This window comes from Geodermatophilus sp. SYSU D00814 (assembly GCF_054050055.1).
Genome location: NZ_JBJGYP010000004.1, coordinates 205,269 through 218,948 on the forward strand (window position 1 = coordinate 205,269; position 13,680 = coordinate 218,948).

Annotated in this window: 10 protein-coding genes; 5 read left to right on the forward strand and 5 right to left on the reverse strand. The window is 76.2% G+C overall.

Annotated elements, in window-relative coordinates; all coding sequences use genetic code 11:
- Positions 1 to 59: 59 nt before the first annotated feature.
- Positions 60 to 464: a hypothetical protein gene (locus ACI780_RS04785; protein WP_457001128.1), complete on the forward strand. Its 405-nt coding sequence runs from the start codon at positions 60 to 62 to the stop codon at positions 462 to 464.
- Here ACI780_RS04785 and ACI780_RS04790 read toward each other — a convergent pair.
- Both ACI780_RS04790 and ACI780_RS04795 read right to left on the reverse strand, forming a co-directional pair.
- Positions 410 to 907, reverse strand: a complete 498-nt coding sequence (locus ACI780_RS04790) for an Lrp/AsnC family transcriptional regulator (RefSeq protein WP_457001130.1) — start codon at positions 905 to 907, stop codon at positions 410 to 412. The two genes, ACI780_RS04785 and ACI780_RS04790, sit on opposite strands and share 55 nt — an antisense overlap.
- Before the next feature lie 94 nt (positions 908 to 1,001).
- Positions 1,002 to 2,510, reverse strand: coding sequence for a PucR family transcriptional regulator (locus tag ACI780_RS04795; protein ID WP_457001132.1), 1,509 nt, complete (start codon positions 2,508 to 2,510; stop codon positions 1,002 to 1,004).
- Between the two features lie 146 nt (positions 2,511 to 2,656).
- Between ACI780_RS04795 and gabT the strand changes: the two genes are divergently transcribed.
- Together gabT and ACI780_RS04805 are read left to right on the forward strand one after the other, a co-directional pair.
- On the forward strand, positions 2,657 to 4,009 hold the full coding sequence (gabT, locus tag ACI780_RS04800; protein WP_457001134.1) for a 4-aminobutyrate--2-oxoglutarate transaminase: 1,353 nt from the start codon (positions 2,657 to 2,659) through the stop codon (positions 4,007 to 4,009).
- An 86-nt stretch (positions 4,010 to 4,095) separates the two neighbouring features.
- Positions 4,096 to 7,173 (forward strand): NAD-glutamate dehydrogenase domain-containing protein, encoded by a 3,078-nt coding sequence (locus ACI780_RS04805; protein WP_457001136.1) that lies wholly within the window; start codon positions 4,096 to 4,098, stop codon positions 7,171 to 7,173.
- A 64-nt stretch (positions 7,174 to 7,237) separates the two neighbouring features.
- On the opposite strand, the gene ACI780_RS04810 is transcribed toward ACI780_RS04805, so the two are convergent.
- Entirely contained in the window at positions 7,238 to 8,674 is a 1,437-nt protein-coding gene (locus tag ACI780_RS04810; RefSeq protein WP_457001138.1) for an aldehyde dehydrogenase family protein, read from the reverse strand.
- Positions 8,675 to 8,862: 188 nt separating this feature from the next.
- Between ACI780_RS04810 and ACI780_RS04815 the strand changes: the two genes are divergently transcribed.
- Entirely contained in the window at positions 8,863 to 10,254 is a 1,392-nt protein-coding gene (locus ACI780_RS04815; RefSeq protein WP_457001140.1) for an aspartate aminotransferase family protein, read from the forward strand.
- 59 nt (positions 10,255 to 10,313) lie between these two features.
- Here ACI780_RS04815 and ACI780_RS04820 read toward each other — a convergent pair whose 3' ends face one another.
- Both ACI780_RS04820 and ACI780_RS04825 read right to left on the reverse strand, forming a co-directional pair.
- The gene (locus tag ACI780_RS04820; RefSeq protein WP_457001142.1) at positions 10,314 to 10,739 is read right to left on the reverse strand and encodes a universal stress protein; all 426 of its coding nucleotides are present in this window, start codon (positions 10,737 to 10,739) and stop codon (positions 10,314 to 10,316) included.
- Entirely contained in the window at positions 10,736 to 12,244 is a 1,509-nt protein-coding gene (locus ACI780_RS04825; RefSeq protein WP_457001144.1) for an APC family permease, read from the reverse strand. Before ACI780_RS04825 ends, ACI780_RS04820 begins: the two co-directional genes overlap by 4 nt.
- 108 nt (positions 12,245 to 12,352) lie before the next feature.
- Between ACI780_RS04825 and ACI780_RS04830 the strand changes: the two genes are divergently transcribed.
- Positions 12,353 to 13,561: a saccharopine dehydrogenase family protein gene (locus tag ACI780_RS04830; protein WP_457001146.1), complete on the forward strand. Its 1,209-nt coding sequence runs from the start codon at positions 12,353 to 12,355 to the stop codon at positions 13,559 to 13,561.
- Positions 13,562 to 13,680: the final 119 nt, after the last annotated feature.

Sequence of the window (13,680 nt, forward strand, 5' to 3'; positions counted from 1 at the left end):
GGCCGGCAGCTGCGCCCCGCGCCGCGGGTCCGCAGCTGCTGGCCGCCACGGCGGCCGGTGTGGCGACGGCGGCCGCGCTGCTGCACCTGCCGCTGCTCGGGCCCGGCCGACACGGGGCGCTGTCGCTGGCCCTCGCGCTGGCCTGCCTGGCGTGCGCGGCGCACCTGTGGCGCCGCCCGGGCGCGGCGGCGTGGGCGGGACACGTCACGGCGGCGGCGCTGATGCCGGCCCACCTGCTCCTGGCCGGTCCGGGTCACCACGGCGGGCCCGCCGCCACGGCGGTGGACCCGGCTGCGTGGGCGCCGCCGGCGCTGCTGCTGCTGGCCGGCCTCGGGGTCGCGCTGGGGCTGGTGCGCTGGGCGGTGGGTACCGACGTCCCGCTGCGCGCCCGGCCGAGGCAGGTGCCGGCTCAGATCCCGGCGGCCGTCGGCGGCAGGTCGGGACGGCGGGTGCCCCAGGCGTAGGTCTGCTTGCGCAGGCCCAGGTAGAGGTGGGTCTCGGTGGACGTCACGCCCTCGATCGCCCGGATGCGGGCCACCGTGCCGAGCAGCTGGTCGTCGTCCTCGGCCACCACCTCGACGAGCAGGTCGGCGGGACCGGCGGTGACCACCACGTAGATGACCTCGGTCAGCGCGGCGATCGCGTCGCCGACCTCGCGGGGGTCACCGGCGGTCCGCACCGTCACCATCGCCTGGCGGGAGAACCCCACCTGCAGCGGGTCGGTCACGGCCACCACCTGCATGACCCCGGCGTCGAGGAGCCGCTGCACGCGCTGGCGGACGGCGGCCTCGGACAGCCCGACGGCGTGCGCGACCCGGGCGTAGGGTCGCCGGCCGTCCTGCTGGAGCTGCTCGATGATCGCCCTGGAGACGTCGTCCAGGACGAACTCACGCTCCCGGATCGCCACCGCCCCCTCCCGGCCGCTGCTGTGCCTGCAGCCTAGCGACGGGGAGGGGCGTCCCCCACCGGCGCGCCACCCGTCCGGGTCAGGAGGAGCGCGCTCACGCGGGCGGGTGCAGGGCCAGCCACAGCTCGGCGCGGGTGCCGGGCTCGTCGAGGTCGCGGCCGAGCAGGTCCCCGGCCCGCGTCATCCGCTTGCGCAGCGTGTGCCGGTGGACGCCGAGGGCCGCCGCGGCCGGCTCCCACTGCCCGTGGTGGGCCAGCCACGCCCGCAGCGAGTCGACCAGGTCACCGGCGCCGGCGCGGTCGGCCGCGACCAGCGGCGCGAGCAGCGCGTCGGCGAAGGCGCGGGTGGCCGCCGGGTCGAGCAGGGCGGGCAGCCCGCGGCCGGCGAGCTCGGCGAACGTGGCCACCCCGCCGCCGCGCGCCCGGCTGTGCTCGGCCGCCTGCCGGGCCTGGCGCACGCCGTCGGCCAGCCGGCTCCACGGCACCGGACCGGACACGCCGACCGCCGTCTGCGGCACCCGCTCGGGCAGCCGCGCCAGCCGCTCCGGCAGCGGCCCGTCGGAGGCGACCAGCAGCACCAGGGCGTCGCCGTCGAGCTCGGCGGAGAACGACGGCGAGCCGGTCGCGGCCGCGGCGTCGGCGGCGACGTCGACGGCGGCCGCCCGCTGACCGACCTCGCCGAGGACCACGTGCACCCGCAGCGGCTCGGCCGGCAGCCGCTCCCCCAGCGCCGCGACCGCCTCGCCGACGGCGGCCTCCTCGCCGGCCAGCAGCATCCGCAGCAGCGCCGCGCGCAGCGCCGCCATGGCGCTGTCGAGGCCGCGGGACTGCTCCAGCCGCAGGGTGAGCAGGCCGACGGCGGCGTTGACCACGTGCCGGTCGGCGGCGTGGACGGGGCCGGGCCGGCCGACGGCGAGGAAACCGCGGGTGCGCCGCTCGTTGCCCAGCGACTGCAGCAGCACCGTCTCCCCCGGCCCGGTCAGCGCCGCGCTCGCCGGCGCGCGCACCGACCGCAGCCGGTCCACCTCCGGCCGCAGCGCCTCCGCGCGGCCGGCGGCCGCCGCCGGCACCGCCTCGAGCACGGTCCCGGCGGTGTCGAGCAGCAGCACCCAGCCGCCCACCTGCCGGGCGAGGCGCTGCAGCAGCGGTGCCGGGGAGCCGGGGGCCAGCGCCGCGCGGGTGAGCTCCTGCTGCGCGGTCGCCGCCCGGGCCACCGCGGCGTACTCGTCGGCGGCCAGCGCGGCCGACACGCTGCGGGACAGCGCGATGAACGGCGTCCGGTGCGGCACCTCCAGCAGCGCCAGCCCGGCGCGCTCGGCGGCGGCGACCAGGTCGGCCGGGACGGCGTCGACCCCGAGCCCGGTGCCCAGGCCCAGCCCGACGACGCCGGCCGCGGCCAGCCGCGACACGTACGCCTCCACCGGCTCGCCGCGCAGCGCCAGGCCGGTGGTCAGCAGCAGCTCCCCGCCCTCGAGGAACGGCGTCGGGTCGGCCAGCTCGCTGACGTGGACCCAGGACACCGGCCGGTCGACCCCGCCGCCCGGGGTGTGCAGCACCAGGCCGAGCGCCGGGTCGGCGACCAGGTCGGCGACGGTGACCGGCACGGCAGCTCCCGGCGACGAAGTGGACATCCGCGCGTGGCCCACGCGCCGGTCTGGACGGTACCGCCGGTGTGGCGGGCGTCCCACACTCGAGCAGGGAGCCTCCCCCGCCGGAGGCACCGGCCCGCCCGCGACGTCGAGGAGCACCCGTGACCGACCTGCTCGAGCCCACCACCACGCTGCCCCAGGAGCGGCGGCTGGTCACCCCGGTCCCCGGCCCCCGGTCGGCGGAGCTCATGGCCCGCCGGTCGGCCACCGTCTCGGCCGGCGTCGGCACCACCCTGCCGGTCTTCGTCGAGCGCGCCGGCGGCGGCGTGGTCGTCGACGTCGACGGCAACTCGCTCATCGACCTCGGCTCGGGCATCGCCGTGGTCAACGTCGGCAACGCCGCCCCGCGGGTGGTGGCGGCGGTGCAGGAGCAGGTGGCCGCCTTCACCCACACCTGCTTCATGGTCACGCCCTACGAGGGCTACGTCGCCGTCTGCGAGGAGCTCGCCCGCGTCACCCCCGGCGACCACGAGAAGCGCTCGGCGCTGTTCAACACCGGCTCCGAGGCCGTCGAGAACGCCGTCAAGATCGCCCGGCACGCCACCGGCCGGCAGGCCGTCGTCGTCTTCGACCACGCCTACCACGGCCGCACCAACCTCACGATGGCGCTGACGGCGAAGAACATGCCGTACAAGCACCGCTTCGGCCCGTTCGCGCCCGAGGTCTACCGGGTGCCCATGTCCTACCCGTTCCGTGACGAGCCCGGCCTGACCGGCGCCGAGGCCGCCGCCCGCGCCATCGCCCAGATCGAGGCGCAGGTGGGCGCGGCCAACGTCGCCGCGGTGCTCATCGAGCCGATCCAGGGCGAGGGCGGCTTCGTCGTCCCGGCCCCCGGCTTCCTGCCGGCGCTGGCCGACTGGTGCCGCGCCTCGGGTGCGGTGTTCGTCGCCGACGAGGTGCAGACCGGCTTCTGCCGCACCGGCGACTGGTTCGCCTCCGAGCACGAGGGCGTCGTCCCCGACCTGGTGACCCTCGCCAAGGGCATGGCCGGCGGCCTGCCGCTGGCCGCGGTGACCGGCCGCGCCGAGATCATGGACGCCGTGCACACCGGCGGGCTCGGGGGCACCTACGGCGGCAACCCGGTGGCCTGCGCCGCCGCGCTGGCCTCCATCGAGACCATGCGCGCGCAGGACCTGCCCGGCGCCGCGCGCGCCATCGGGGACACCATGCTCCCCCGCCTGCGCGCGCTGCAGGAGCGCACGCCGGCCATCGGCGACGTCCGCGGCCGGGGCGCCATGATCGCCGTCGAGATCGTGAAGCCGGGCACCACCGAGCCCGACCCCGAGCTGACCGGCCGGGTCGCCCGCGCCTGCCACGCCGAGGGCGTCGTCGTCCTGACCGCCGGCACCTTCGGCAACGTGCTGCGCTTCCTGCCGCCCCTGGTCATCGGCCAGGACCTGCTCGGCGAGGGCCTCGACGTCCTCGACGCGGCCTTCGCCGCGCACGCCGGCTGATGGCGGCGCCGACCGCCCTGCGGCCGGCGCGGCGCGTCACCCTGCAGCCGGACCCGGGCACCGGGTCCGGCGGCAGGGTCGTCGCCGTGGCCGGGTGGCCCGGGCAGCGCCCACTGCTGGCCGACGTCGTCCCCGTCTTCGAGCGGCTCGGCGTCCGGGTCGCCGACGCCGTCGCGCTGCCCGGCGCCGACGGCGTCGCCCCCTCCCGGCTGGAGCTGGTGCTGCCGGAGTCCGCCTCCCCCGACACCGCGCTGCCGGCGCTGGAGCAGGCGCTGGCGGCGGCCTGGGCCGGGGAGACCGAGCTCGACGGGCTGTCGCGGCTGACCGTCCTCGCCGGCGTGCCGGTGCGCGACGTCGCGGTCCTGCGGGCCGCCTGCCGCTACCTGGCCCAGGCCGGCACGGGGCTCTCGCGCGGGTACGTCGAGGAGACCGTGCTCGCCGCCCCGGAGGTCGCCCGGGCGCTGCTGCGGCACTTCACCGCCCGGCACGACCCCGACTCCCGCGACCCCGCCGCCGAGCAGCGGGCGGCCGCCGACCTCGACGCGCTGCTGGCGGCGACCACCAGCCTCGACCAGGACCGCATCCTGCGCGGCCTGCGCGACGTCCTCGCCGCGGTGCTGCGCACCAACGCCTTCCAGCGCGACGCCGACGGCCGGCCGCGGCCGCAACTGGCGCTGAAGATCGACTCGTCGCGGCTGGGCTCCCTGCCGGCGCCGCGGCCGTGGGTGGAGACCTTCGTGTGCTCCCCGACCATGGAGGGCCTGCACCTGCGCGGCGCCGCCGTGGCCCGCGGCGGCGTCCGGTGGTCCGAGCGCCCCGAGGACTTCCGCACCGAGGTGCTCGGCCTGCTCAAGGCCCAGCTGGTCAAGAACGCCGTCATCGTGCCGGCCGGGGCCAAGGGCGCCTTCGTCGTCCGCCGCGACCTGCGCGGCCTCGACCGCGCCGCCGTCGGCCGGGAGGTGGCCGCGGCCTACCGCTGCTTCGTCGAGGGGCTGCTCGACGTCACCGACGACCGGACCGAGGACGGCGTGGTCCACCCCGCCCGGACGGTGGTCCACGACGGGCCCGACCCCTACCTGGTGCTGGCCGCCGACAAGGGGACGGCGGCCTTCTCCGACCTGGCCAACGAGATCGCGGTGCGGCGCGGCTTCTGGCTCGGTGACGCGTTCGCCTCGGGCGGGTCGACCGGCTACGACCACAAGGCCATGGGCATCACCGCCCGCGGCGCGTGGGTGTCGGTCCGCCGGCACCTGCGCGAGCTGGGCACCGACCCCGACACCGACCCGGTGACCGTCGTCGGTGTCGGCGACATGTCCGGCGACGTGTTCGGCAACGGGATGCTGCTGTCGGAGCGGCTGCGGCTGGTGGCCGCGTTCGACCACCGGCACGTGTTCCTCGACCCCGATCCGGACGCGGCGACCTCGTTCGCCGAGCGCCGGCGACTGGCCGCGCTGCCCGGGTCGTCCTGGGCCGACTACGAGCCCGCCGTCCTCTCCCCCGGCGGCGGCGTGTTCCGGCGCGACGCCAAGTCGGTGCCGCTGAGCCCGCAGGTCCGCGCGCGGCTCGGGACGACGGCGACCGAGCTGCCCCCGGCCGAGCTGGTGCGGGCGGTGCTGCGGGCGCCGGTGGACCTGCTGTGGAACGGCGGGATCGGCACGTACGTGCGCGCCGACGGCGAGACCGACGCCGAGGTGGGCGACCGCGCCAACGACGCGGTGCGGGTGACCGCCGGGGAGCTGCGCTGCCGGGTCGTGGGCGAGGGCGGCAACCTCGGGCTCACCCAGCGGGCGCGGGTCGAGGCCGCGCGGGCCGGCATCCGGGTCAACGCCGACTTCATCGACAACTCCGCCGGCGTGGACACCTCCGACCGCGAGGTCAACCTCAAGATCCTGCTGCGCGGCGCCGTCCGCGACGGCGAGCTGACCGTCGCCGAGCGCGACGCGCTGCTGCGGGAGCTCACCGGCGAGGTGGCCGACGCCGTGCTGGCCGACAACGCGCTGCAGGCCCGCGCCCTGTCGGTCTGCGCCGACCAGGCGCCGTTCCTCCTCGACCGGCACGCGCGGCTGATCCGCGACCTGGAGGAGCAGGCGGGGCTGGACCGGGAGCTGGAGCGGCTGCCCTCGGAGGCGGAGGTCGAGCGGCTGCGGCAGGCCGGGTGCGGGCTGACCCGCCCGGAGGCCGCGGTGCTGCTGGCCTACTCCAAGAACCTCGTCCGCGAGGAGCTGCTGGCCGGCGACCTGCCCGACGACCCGGCCCTGGCCGGGGTGCTGCACGCCTACTTCCCGCGTGCGGTCCGCGAGCGCTGGCCCGACCGCGTCGCCGCGCACCCGCTGGCCCGCGAGATCACCGCCACGCAGCTGGCCAACGTCCTGGTCAACCGGGTCGGCCCGGGCTTCCTGCTGCGGCTGGAGGAGCGCCACGGCGTCGGGACCGCGGTGGCCGCGCGCGCCTTCGCCGCGGCCGAGGCCGTCCTCGGCCTGGACCGGCTCTGGGCGCTGGTCGACGCCGACGTGCCGCTGGCCGTCGAGCGGCTGGCCCTGCCGGAGCTGCAGCGGGCCACCGAGCACGCCGCCGACCGGCTGCTGCGGCGCCGGCCGGAACCGGCGGAGCTGTCGGCCGCCGTCCCCCGGCTGACCCGGCTGGTCGCCGCGCTCGACCCGGCGGGCTGGCTCGCCCGGCCCGGGTCGGAGGCCGAGCGGGCCCGCGCGCTGCGGGACGACCTGCTCGCGGCCGGCGCACCCACCGAGCTGGCCGAGGGGCTGGCCGCGCTGCGCTGCGCCGGCGACGTCCTCGAGCTGGTGGAGCTCGCCGGGGACACCGGCCGGCCCGTGACCGCGGTGGCCGACGCGCACGTGCGGCTGGGCGAGCTCCTCGGCCTGCCGGCGGTGCGCGACCGGGTGGTCGACGAGCCCGCGGACTCCTCCTGGGTGCTGTCGGCCAAGAGCGCCCTGCGCGACCAGCTCGACGCCTGCCGGGTCGCGCTGACCCGCGCGGCGGTGACGACGGCGGGCGGCGACGCCACCGTCTTCGCCGCGCGGCACGCCGCCGCCGTCGCCCGGTTCGCCGCCGTCCGCGACGCCGCGCTGGCCGCACCCGACCCGGTGGTGCCGGTGCTGACCGTGGTGGTCGGCGAGCTGCACCGGCTGGTCGCGGCCGCCGCCTGAGGAGGCGACACGACGAGGCCCCGGCCCCCGCGAGGGGGACCGGGGCCTCGGGGCGTCCGGGGGGTCAGACGTCGATGCCGGTGAGCACCAGCACGCGCTCCTCGGTGAGGTCCTCCATGGCCGCGTGCACGCCCTCGCGCCCGGTGCCGGAGTCCTTCACCCCGCCGTAGGGCATCTGGTCGGCGCGGAAGCTCGGCACGTCGCCGACGACGACGCCGCCGACGTCGAGCACCTGCGCGGCGCGGAAGGCGACCTGCAGGTCGCGGGTGAAGACGCCGGCCTGCAGCCCGAAGCGGCTGTCGTTCACGCGGTCGAACGCCTCGTCGAGGGAGTCGACGGCGTCGATCACGACGACCGGGCCGAAGACCTCCTCGCAGGCCAGCTTCGCCGTCGCCGGGACGTCGCTGAGCACGGTCGGCGCGTACGTGGCGCCCTCGCGCGCGCCGCCGGTGAGCACCCGGGCGCCCGCGGCGACGGCCTCGTCGACCCAGCTCTCCACCCGGCGGGCGGCGGCCTCGTCGATGAGCGGGCCGACGTCGGTGGCCGGGTCGGTGGGGTCGCCGGTGGCCAGCCGCTGCACCGCCTCCACGACCCGCGTGGTCAGCGCCTCGGCGACCGCGCGGTGGGCGAACACCCGCTGCACGGAGATGCAGGACTGCCCGCCCTGGTACATGGCGAAGGTCGCGATCCGCGACGCCGCCCACGACAGCGACTTCTCGTCGTCCTGGTCCGGGCCGACGACGGCGGCCGCGTTGCCGCCCAGCTCGAGGGTGACGTGCTTGCGCGGCGCGGACTCGCGGATCGCCCAGCCCACGGGCACCGAGCCGGTGAAGGACACGACCGGCAGGCGCGGGTCGCGCACCAGGTCGGCGGCGACCTCGTTGGGCACCGGCAGCACCGACCAGGAGCCCGAGGGCAGCTCGGTCTCGGCGAGCAGCTCCCCGAGCAGCAGCGCGGTCAGCGGGGTGGCCGGGGCGGGCTTGAGCACGATCGGCGCGCCGACGGCGATGGCCGGGGCGACCTTGTGGGCGACCAGGTTGAGCGGGAAGTTGAACGGCGCGATGCCGAGCACCGGGCCGCGGGGCACGCGTCGCACCAGGGCCATGCGGCCGGTGGCGGCCGGGTCGGTGTCCAGCCGCTGCAGCGTGCCCGACCAGCGGCGGGCCTCCTCGGCGCCCCAGCGGAAGGTCGACACCGCCCGCGCGACCTCCAGGCGCGCCCACTTCAGCGGCTTGCCCGACTCGGCGGTGATCAGCGCGGCGACCTCCTCGGCGCGCTCGGCGAGGCGGCGGGAGACGGTGTCGAGGGCGGCGGCCCGCACGTGCGCGGGGGTGGCGGCGAGCTCGCGGCGCACCCGCGCGGCCTCGGCGACCGCGGTCTCGACGTCGTCGGGGGTGGCGGTGGTGGTCCGGCCGGCCACGGACCCGTCGTGCGGCGAGCGGACCTCGAGCACCTCGCTGCCGTGGGCGGGGCGCCCGGCGATCCAGTACGGGGTGGTCATGGGTCCTCCTCGGGGACGGAGCGGGTGCTGCGAGCGTGCCCGACGACTCCCCCGTCCCGGGACGGCCGATCCGTCCACCGCCGCGGCGCGAGGGCGCCGTCCTGGCACACCGGGACGGTGCCGCCGGGCCGGGTGCGCCGCTACGATCCGGGCACCCAGGACGTCCTCCGACGACGGGATCCGTTGCCATGACCACCACGGAGCAGGACTTCACCCCGTCCGGACGGCCCACCGCCGCGGACGACACCGCCCACCTGTGGCTGCACTTCTCCCGCATGGGCGCCTACCGCGACACCCCGCCGCCGGTGATCGTCCGCGGCGAGGGCGCCCGGATCTTCGACGACCGCGGCCGCAGCTACCTCGACGGGCTGTCCGGGCTGTTCGTCGTCCAGGCCGGCCACGGGCGCCGGGTGCTGGCCGAGGCCGCCGCGCGGCAGGCCGAGCAGCTGGCGTTCTTCCCGCTGTGGTCCTACGCCCACCCGACGGCGATCGAGCTCTCCCGGCGGCTGGCCGCCGCCGCCCCCGGCGACCTGGACCGGGTCTTCTTCACCACCGGCGGCAGCGAGGCCGTGGAGACGGCGTGGAAGGTGGCCAAGCAGTACTTCAAGCTGACCGGCCGGCCGCAGAAGACCAAGGTGGTCAGCCGGGCGGTCGCCTACCACGGGACCACGCACGGGGCGCTGTCCATCACCGGCATCCCCGCGCTCAAGACGCCCTTCGAGCCGCTGGTCCCCGGCAGCATCCGGGTGCCCAACACCAACATCTACCGGGCGCCGCTGTTCGGCGACGACCCCGAGGCGTTCGGGCGGTGGGCGGCCGACCAGATCGAGCAGGCGATCCTCCTCGAGGGCCCCGACACCGTGGCGGCGGTGTTCCTCGAGCCGGTGCAGAACGCCGGCGGCTGCTTCCCGCCGCCGCCGGGCTACTTCGCGCGGGTCCGCGAGATCTGCGACCGGCACGACGTGCTGCTGGTCAGCGACGAGGTGATCTGCGCCTTCGGCCGGCTCGGTACCACCTTCGCCTGCGAGAAGGCCGGCTTCGTGCCGGACATGATCACCTGCGCCAAGGGCATGACCTCGGGCTACTCCCCGATCGGCGCGATGATCGCCTCCGGCCGCGTCGTCGAGCCCTTCCTCCGCGACACCGCGTCGCTCCCGCACGGCTACACCTTCGGCGGGCACCCGGTCAGCTGCGCGGTGGCCCTGGCCAACCTCGACCTGATGGAGGAGGAGCAGCTCGGGCAGCGGGTGCTCGCCTCCGAGGGTGCCTTCCGCGCCACGCTCGAGAAGCTGCTGGACCTGCCGATCGTCGGCGACGTCCGCGGCGACGGGTACTTCTACGGCATCGAGCTGGTCAAGGACAAGGCGACGAAGGAGACCTTCGACGCCGCGGAGTCCGAGCGGCTGCTGCGCGGGTTCCTCTCCGGCGCGCTGTTCGAGGCGGGCCTGTACTGCCGCGCCGACGACCGCGGCGACCCGGTGGTCCAGCTCGCGCCGCCGCTGATCTGCGGCCAGGCCGAGTTCGACGAGATGGAGCAGGTCCTCCGCAGCGTGCTCACCGAGGCCTGGGCCAAGCTCTGATCGCCGAGGCAATGGAAGCTCTCCGCACGTCCCGGGGCCCAGGACGTGCGGAGAGCTTCCTATGCCGCGTCTCCCCTCACGGGCACGCAGAGCACCGGGCGGTCGGACAGGTGCAGCAGCTTGTGCGACACCGACCCGAGGAAGGCGCCGCGCAGCGGGCTCTCCCCGCGGGTGCCGACGACGATGAACCGGCCGTCGTGCCGGTGCGCGGCCTCCACCAGCGCCTGGGCCGGCTTCTGGGACAGCACCTCGACCACCGTCGCGACGCCGGCCGCCCGCGCCTCCTCGACGGCGTGCGCGACCGCGGTGCGGCCGATCTCGGTGAGCGCGCGCTGGTGGGCCTGGAACTCCTCCCCCATCCCCCCGGGCGGCTCGACGCCGTACACGAGGACCAGCGGCTCCTCGAAGCGGGCGGCCAGCGAGATCGCCGTGGCCAGCGCCGGCTGCGACCCCGGCGACTCGTCGTAGCCCAGCACGATGCTCACCGCAGGTCCTCGTCGACGTCGATGCGCTCCCCGGCGATCCCGGGCCGCTCCTGCCAGTACCGGCCGTCCCGGGTCCGCCAGACGAGCATCAGCACCAGACCGACGAGGAAGATCCCGACGCCGATCACCAGCGGCGGCCCCACGCCCAGCCACGCCTGGCCGGTGTAGGAGTTCGCCGGGTCGGCGAGATCGCGGATCGACAGCACCAGCAGCCAGACGAGCAGCCCCGCCCCCACCAGCGGGCCGAGCCCGATGAGCAGGAACGCCGACACGCTGCGGGTCAGCTGCCGGCGGTGGTAGACGGCGCAGGCGATGCCGGTGAGCGCGTAGTAGAAGGCGATCAGCAGCGACAGCGCGGTGATCGAGTCGAACAGCGCGTTCTCGCTGACCAGGCTCACCACGACGAACCAGACGCTGGCGATGACGCCGACCCACCAGGTGGAGACGTCGGGGGTGCGGTGGCGCGGCGAGATGTGCCCGAACCGGCGGGGCAGCGCGTGCCGCCGCGCCATGGACAGACCGGTGCGCGACGCCGGGAGGATCGTCGTCTGGGTCGACGCGATCGCCGCGGTGGCCACCGCCAGCAGGACCACCCAGTCCCAGCCGCCCATGACCTCGGTGGACAGCAGGGCGAAGATCGCCTCCTCCTCGTCGGCGTTGTCGGCGAGGTAGTCGGTGCCGGCGAAGGCGAGCACCGCGATCGCGACGGCGACGTAGGTGACCAGCAGGACGAGGGTGGACACGATCGCGGCGCGGCCGGGCGTGGAGGTGGAGTCGCGGGTCTCCTCGGTGAGGTTCACCGCCGACTCCCAGCCCCAGTAGGCGAACACGCCGAGCAGCAGCCCGCCGGAGAGCGCCGCGCCGCCCGCGCCGAAGGGGTTCAGCCAGTCCCAGCTGGGGTCCAGCCCGCCCAGCGGGCTGTCGCCGCTCACCCCGCGGTAGATCGCGACCGCGGCGAACACCAGCAGCGCGGCGGTCTGGGCGAGGATCAGCGCGTTCTGCAGCCGGGCCGACAGCTCGGTGCCGAGCACGCAGATCCAGGTCATCAGCAGGATCAGCGCGACGGTGAGCACGAGGACGACGGCGGTGTTCTCGGCCAGCGAGTCGAGGTTCAGCGTCCGGAGCGTGAAGACGACGCCGACGTTGGCCAGCGACCCGATGATCAGGACGCCGGTCATCGTGATGGCCCAGCCGCCGATCCACCCGGCCCACGGCCCCATGGCCCGGGTGACCCAGGAGAACGTCGTCCCGCAGTCGGGGTCGACCCGGTTGAGCGCGGCGAAGGCCGAGGCGATGAGCAGCATCGGCACGAAGGAGGCCAGCAGCACGCCGGGGGCGTGCACCCCGGTGAGGGCCACCAGTGCGCCGATGATGGCCGCCAGCGAGTAGGCCGGCGAGGTGGAGGCCAGGCCGATCACGAGGGCGTCGAGGAACCCGATGGCGCCCGGGCGGAGGGTCGCCTCGTCCCCCGGGCGGACCGCGGGCTCGGCTGGATCCGGCTTCATGCGACGGTTATGGCAGCAGATGGCCCGTTGGACAAGGGTTCGGCGTTCGCAGACCTGTCCTCGCTGCGGAACTCGTCGCTAGGGTGGCCGCCTCCCGTGGAGGTGGACATGCGCATCCTGCTGGTCGGCGCCGGCGGTGTCGGCAGCGCGGTGACGGCCATCGCGGCGCGCCGCGAGTTCGTGGAACGCCTCGTCGTCGCCGACTTCGACCCGGCCCGCGCCGAGAAGGCGGTGGCCGCGACCGGGGACCCCCGCCTCGCCGCCGCCCGGGTCGACGCCGCCGACGAGGACGCCGTCCGGGCCCTGCTCGCCGAGCACGGCTGCGACGTGCTGCTCAACGCGACCGACCCGCGGTTCGTCATGCCGCTGTTCCGCGCGTCGCTCGCGGCCGGCGTCGACTACCTGGACATGGCGATGTCGCTGTCGCGCCCGCACCCCGAGCGGCCGTACGAGCAGGCCGGGGTCAAGCTCGGCGACGAGCAGTTCGCCCTCGCCGCCGAGTGGGAGGCGGCCGGGCGGCTGGCCCTCGTGGGCATGGGCGTGGAGCCCGGGCTGTCCGACGTGTTCGCCCGCTACGCCGCCGACCACCTGTTCACCGAGATCGACGAGCTCGGGGTGCGCGACGGGGCGGACCTGACCGTGCGGGGCCACGCGTTCGCGCCGTCGTTCAGCATCTGGACCACCATCGAGGAGTGCCTCAACCCGCCGGTCGTGTGGGAGCGGGACCGGGGCTGGTACACCACCGAGCCCTTCAGCGAGCCGGAGGTCTTCGACTTCCCCGAGGGCATCGGCCCGGTGGAGTGCGTCAACGTGGAGCACGAGGAGGTGCTCCTCATGCCGCGCTGGGTCGACGCCCGCCGGGTCACCTTCAAGTACGGCCTCGGCAGCGAGTTCATCGGCGTCCTCAAGGCGCTGCACACCACCGGCCTGGACTCCACGACGCCGGTCCGCGTCGGCGACGTCGAGGTCGCCCCGCGCGACCTGGTCGCCGCGGCCCTGCCCGACCCCGCCACGCTCGGTGAGCTGATGACCGGCCGGACCTGCGCGGGCCTCTGGGTGTCGGGCACGGGCACCGACGGGCGCCCGCGGCAGGTGTACCTGTACCACGTGGTGGACAACGCCTGGTCGATGGCCGAGTACGGGTCCCAGGCGGTGGTCTGGCAGACCGCCGTCAACCCCGTCGTCGCCCTCGAGCTGCTGGCCACGGGCCGGTGGCGGGGCAGCGGGGTGCTCGGCCCGGAGGCGTTCGACGCGGTGCCCTTCCTCGACCTGCTGACCGACTACGGCTCCCCCTGGGGGCTGCGCGAGGGCGGGTAGCCGCTCCGGGGGCCCCGCCACCCAGAGGAGTCCGGGCCCACCCCGCTAAGGCGCACGCGGGCAATAACTAGTAGTGGATGAGCCCCACCAGCACGTAGACCGTGGGCACCCCCGCCAGA